The organism is Martinezella tropici (assembly GCF_008370325.1).
GTDB lineage: Bacteria > Pseudomonadota > Alphaproteobacteria > Rhizobiales > Rhizobiaceae > Rhizobium > Rhizobium tropici_B.
This window is the reverse complement of record NZ_VNIP01000021.1, coordinates 1-5,291: the sequence shown is the minus strand read 5'-3', so window position 1 is coordinate 5,291 and position 5,291 is coordinate 1. Positions and strand designations below refer to the sequence as shown.

Here is a 5,291-nt window from a genome sequence, read left to right as displayed (position 1 = left end):
CGGCCCCCACCGTGGGGTTACGCTGAGGAGCCTAACGCATCTCCCGCTGCAAAAAGGCCAGTTGTGAGCTTGTGTGTCGCAACGTCTCCAGAAGATCGGACGAGCCGAGCACTCGACTTGCGATCAGACAGACGTCCATGCTTGGTGGCGTAGGCTGCATCGCGAATAATCTCGAACTCTTTCGACTGTTTGGCGATATGATCCTTAAAATGGTTATCCTTTAGTTCTTTGCCGTCGAATAGAATCGCCTGCAAAATTTGAGCATCAACTGACTTCAAGTGCTCGAAAAGCACTCCATACGCTGCGTCCACGCTCGTGATGGCATTAACAGCGAGGCGATAATCCTCATCATTGTCAATCACCTCTGCGATATTGGGTTTAGCGACTTGCTCATAGAATTCTCGCGGATGCATCCCTTTTCCTTTTGACTAAAAAATCGACTTAGTATGGCAAAATATCCATATGAAATCATTGGATTTTTCGGCGCGAAATTGCAGATTTCCCAGATTTGATCACAAGATTGAGTTTCGGAATAATTATCCGCTTGTCGTATTTCAAATTATTGTTTTTATTGGTAAATTTTTATCGTGTTGCAATCATGTTGCGTTAATCCGCGTGTCGTGATAACTTCTGGGGCATGTTTGGAGAACGAAACATGCCATCCGATAACGCCAACATCGCCGCTCTAAAGCCAACCGCTCGCAGCCGTGTCACAAACGGAAATGCTTTGCTCGATGGCGTAGACGGACGTTCAGTTGCTGCACGGCGCTATCGTGACCTAGCCATGAGCTTTGCGGACGAACTTGGCGGGGCTGACAAGCTCACCGAATCCGAAACAGCTTTGGTGAAGCAAGCGGCAGCCCTCACCGTACGATCTGAGGAATTACAGGCTGCACTGGTGCGTGGCGAAAAGGTCAATGAGGTGGAAATCACCCGATTGACGAATGCCGTCACACGGACGCTAGCAGCCCTCAGGAAGCCCAAGGGCAAGCAGGCACGACGCACCCAGTCCGATATCTTCAGCCGCAGAGGCGCTGCTGCATGAAGGTACTGATCAGCCTACGCGAAGCCCTCAGCGATGACAGGCTGCTAGGACAAGCCATAGCCGGCGAGTCCTGGGCTATTTGGCGTGCATTGCTGATGGCTTCCATGGGCGAGACCCTTACGGCCGAAGAGCGAGAGCTATTCACCCTTATCACCGGCCGTGCACAGGAGCCCGAGGAACGCGTTGAGGAGTTTTGGACAGTTGCGGGCCGTCGCAGTGGCAAGACGCGTGCAGCGGCTGTTCTGGGCTCGTATCTCGCGACTTGCATTGACTGGAGCGAGTGCCTTGCCCCTGGCGAGCGTGCTGTCCTTCCGGTCCTCGCTGCGAACACGTATCAGGCCTCCAGAGCCTTCATGCATGTCGCGGGCATCCTGCAGCACTCACCCGATCTTAGCGCATTGCTTGAAGGCGAGCCTACCGCTGATGCCATCCGCCTATCCACACGGGTTGATATCAACATCGTACCCGCCAACTTCAAGACCATTCGATCGATCACCGCCATTGCCATCATCTGCGATGAAATCGCGTTCTGGTCGATCGAAGGATCAAAGAATCCCGACAAGGAAATCCTCGCTGCTGCCCGCCCTGCGCTGGCAACGACTGAAGGGCCTTTGGTGTGCATCAGCTCGCCCTACGCGCGCCGTGGAGAGCTTTGGGCGAACTACCGTAGGGATTTTAAACCCGATGGTGATCCGCTCATCCTGATCGCCAATGCGGAGTCAAAGGTGCTGAATAGCACCCTGCCCCAGCGCGTCATTGATCGAGCCTATGAACGTGACGCAGCGGCAGCCAGCGCGGAATATGGCGGCAAGTTCCGAACCGATGTTGAAACGCTCCTAACCCGTGAAGTGGTCGAGGCAGCGGTTGACGTGGGCGTAATCGAACGGGCTCGCGAGCCTGGCACACGCTATTACGGCTTCGTAGATCCTTCCGGCGGCAGCTCCGACAGCATGACGCTCGGTATCGCGCACAAGGAAGGCAATAGGGCCATCCTGGACGTGCTACGGGAGCGCAAGCCGCCTTACAGCCCAGAAGCCGTCACCAAGGATTTCTGTGATCTGCTGAAGAGCTATGGCGTTTATTCGGTCACTGGCGACAACTTCGGCGGTGAATGGTGCAAGGAGCCGTTCAGCCGGCACGGTGTTGCGTACGAGCGCAGCACAGCGCCGAAGAGCGAGCTTTATGCCGCGATGGTGCCTGCCATCAATTCCGGACGAGTAAGCCTCCTCGACAACGAGAGAGCCACAAATCAGCTTATCGAGCTCGAGCGGCGCTCGGGCTCAAGCGGTCGGGATATCATCGATCATCCGCCCGGTTCTGCCTTTCATGACGACGTTGCGAATGCCGTTGCCGGCGCAGTCTTCCAGGTGCTTGGCAAGAAGGGACCGATGGTCATCAGCGACGAAGCGCTGCGACAGTCCGCAGCCTCCCCTCGTGCCCGTGTAGCGATGCCCGGTGCCAGCTTCCCTCAACAATTCAGGCATTGAAAGGAATTCTCATGGGCCACCCAAACGACCTTCTCTCCGACCGGGAACTGCACAATTTCGCAGTCTTCCTCAAGGCAAATCCCCATCTCACCCATCCGCCCTCACAGGGCGCCTTTGACGCTATGCCCAGCAAGATCCGTCGCGTTCCCGGCAAGCAAATCAAGGCGCCATCGAAGGACTTTCGGAAGGGCGGAAGATTCGACACGGCGCGCTATGCCTTGGACGAGGCCGATCCGGATGACCGTGCACTACCCGACGGTGGGACGGACGGGACGGACCTGTTGAGGCGCCTCCTTACCGCGCTCAATCGCGAGGACTGGATTGCTATCTGGGATCAGGCCCACCCCGGGGCCGAAGACGATCTGCCTGAGAATGGCATCGATCCTGATGAAGAACGTAAATCGCGGCCTCCCGCCATGGACAGCGCTGCAGCCAGGAGCTTTGCTCAGCGGTTTCCTGACGCCGCTCTTGTCCGGGTCAATACTATGGGGCAGCAACCGGCGCCGAAGTCGAGCCACATGACTGCGAAGGGCGCAGCGTCGTTCTACGAGATGTATCCCGACGCGGCTAGGATCAAGGTTTGAAGGAGGCTGCCATGGGAAAGATTGCCATGCTCGCGCGGGGAGGAAAAGAACCCCCTTACAATCCAGCCCGAGTTCAATTGGCTCAAGCTCTGGATGAAATCGGCCGGCTGGAGCGGAGTGTTGCCGAAAAGTCGGCGACTGTGTCCCGGGCACATGAGATGATTGCGGAAGCGATCAGGGAACAGGATGAAGCGGAACAAGGTGTAGAATCCGCCCGCGTCACGCTGCGCACGCGCATGATTGATTCCGCGAGAACCGGATCTCCGGCATTGCGGGATGATGTCATGGGGATGGCCCACGCGAGACTGGCGACTGCGAATGAGGCGCTAGCTGCCGCACAAGCCGCCGTTGAGGTTGTTCGTTCCTCTCATGAAGAACATGAAGAGGCTTTGGTATCCGCACAACGGCGCCGTAATGCCGCCATCGCCAAAATCTTCGATGATGAGGTTGATGGAATCCTCGCTGAGACGATCGAACTTCGCGATAAGTTTTTGGGAAAATTGATCGAGCTTCGCTTTGTATCGTCTTTGGCGGGAAATGCTTGGCCTCCGACCGATCGAAGCAAAGCAATCGACCGGCTGATGAATATGCCTTTCGGGAGCACGCTGCATGAAGCAGTGCGTACCGATACGGCTGCGGCACAACCAGTAGTACGCCCATGGCGGGACGCTATCCAAGCTCTCCAGAGCGATGCGAACGCGCAACTTCCGACGAGGGCAAAATGATTATGATTTGGCGCGCATTTGGTTGCTTCGTCGCCTCCTCAGGGATGCGCGCCATATTCCTGCGACGCAAGCTTTCTCGGACGCAGGGGCGACCAGCCGGCGGTGTCGTCGCCATAAAAAACACCGGCAGGCCACCACGCAGCCTCCTTGCCTTCGTGGGGGTGGCTAATCGGCATTTCTCTTCTGTGCCGTTGCTTAGAGCGGTCCTCGTCCTTTCTTCGTCGGAATTGGGGGCCGCTCTATGAGCTTCACGCAAAAGAAAATAGAGGTCGTATTCAAGCTGGCGAACGGCCAATTCGAAGGCGGCGGCAACACGGCAACAATCTCCGGTGCGCGTGTATCTTGCGCCATCACCAATACCGGCGGCGCTAGCCAGGGCGAAATGATAATGGGCATCTACGGCCTGCCTCTGTCGATGATGAACCAGTTGAGCACCGTCGGGACGCAGTACCTGAAGATGTACAAGAACCAGATCTCCGTCTACGCCGGGGATGACGAGACGGGGATGAGCCTAGTCTGGAACGGGCAGATCCTCACCGCGTCGGTAGATGCCCAATCGATGCCGAACGTCTGCTTCCGCGTCCTCTCCCAGCCCAGCCCTTACGATGCTGTAAAACCGGCCACACCTCTTAGTATTCGCGGGTCGGCTGACGTAGCTGGAATGATGCAGAACCTCGCGAAGCAAATGGGTTATGGCTTCGAGAACGCTGGAGTGACGGCAAAGCTATCGAACCCGTACTATGCGGGAACGGCTTGGAAGCAAGCCCTTGCGATCGCCAGGCATGCCGGTATCGACATGATCGTGGAGCGCGGCGTCATGGCTATCGTTCCGTCCGACAAAGCTCGGGATGGTGATGCCGTTCTGATCTCCCGCGAAACAGGCATGATCGGCTACCCCCAATTCACGCAAACCAACGTCGCTCTGACTGCGCTGTACAACCCGGCAGTTAAATTCCTCGGAAATATCGAGGTCAAGAGCGATCTCACCCCGGCAAATGGCAAGTGGAAGGTCATTCGCCTTGCCTATCAGCTTGAATCGATGGTCCCGCATGGCCGCTGGGAAATGGCGATCGAGGCAGCACAGCTCGGAGCGACTGTTTCATAGTCAACATCAAAAGAATTTGGCTCCTGAAGCCATGCCGAACCGCGCCTTAGGCAAGCGCTCTTGGCCCGTCGTGACGACGCGCCCATCCCTGAGAAGGAAGCCTATTTATGAAGGCATCAGACATACCCGTGAAATTTCCCATCCCGTTCGCGGCTTCGGCCGGGGGAGGGTATATTCGCGCCATTCCTCAAGCGTCTCAGATCGGCATCACGAATGGTGCCGCATCTCTCACTGACGGTTTCCCTCCGCTCACTTTCTTGCCAGTGGGTGCCGGTGGCACGCCGCCATGGGGGCAGGATTTCAACGGCATCCTGAATGAAATCACGGTAAGCGGCAAGGAGACCC

7 protein-coding genes are annotated in these 5,291 nt (G+C 56.9%); 6 read left to right on the top strand and 1 reads right to left on the bottom strand.

The annotated features are described in order from the left end of the window. Positions 1-17: 17 nt before the first annotated feature. On the bottom strand, positions 18-413 hold the full coding sequence (locus FP026_RS29655; RefSeq protein ID WP_149638123.1) for a hypothetical protein: 396 nt from the start codon (positions 411-413) through the stop codon (positions 18-20). 242 nt (positions 414-655) lie between these two features. Here FP026_RS29655 and FP026_RS29650 point away from each other — a divergent pair, with 242 nt between their 5' ends. From FP026_RS29650 to FP026_RS29625, 6 genes are all read left to right on the top strand, one after another. Next, on the top strand, positions 656-1,045 hold the full coding sequence (locus tag FP026_RS29650; RefSeq protein ID WP_149638122.1) for a hypothetical protein: 390 nt from the start codon (positions 656-658) through the stop codon (positions 1,043-1,045). Continuing rightward, entirely contained in the window at positions 1,042-2,532 is a 1,491-nt protein-coding gene (locus FP026_RS29645) for a hypothetical protein (RefSeq protein WP_188112717.1), read from the top strand. The genes FP026_RS29650 and FP026_RS29645 overlap by 4 nt, the downstream gene beginning before the upstream one ends. Positions 2,533-2,543: 11 nt before the next feature. Further along, positions 2,544-3,116 (top strand): hypothetical protein, encoded by a 573-nt coding sequence (locus FP026_RS29640; RefSeq protein WP_149638121.1) that lies wholly within the window; start codon positions 2,544-2,546, stop codon positions 3,114-3,116. Between the two features lie 11 nt (positions 3,117-3,127). Beyond that, on the top strand, positions 3,128-3,841 hold the full coding sequence (locus FP026_RS29635; RefSeq protein ID WP_149638120.1) for a hypothetical protein: 714 nt from the start codon (positions 3,128-3,130) through the stop codon (positions 3,839-3,841). A 241-nt stretch (positions 3,842-4,082) separates the two neighbouring features. Then, positions 4,083-4,946: a baseplate hub protein gene (locus tag FP026_RS29630; RefSeq protein WP_149638119.1), complete on the top strand. Its 864-nt coding sequence runs from the start codon at positions 4,083-4,085 to the stop codon at positions 4,944-4,946. 107 nt (positions 4,947-5,053) lie between these two features. Then, the coding region (locus tag FP026_RS29625; protein WP_210247988.1) for a hypothetical protein at positions 5,054-5,291 on the top strand (238 nt) is incomplete at its 3' end.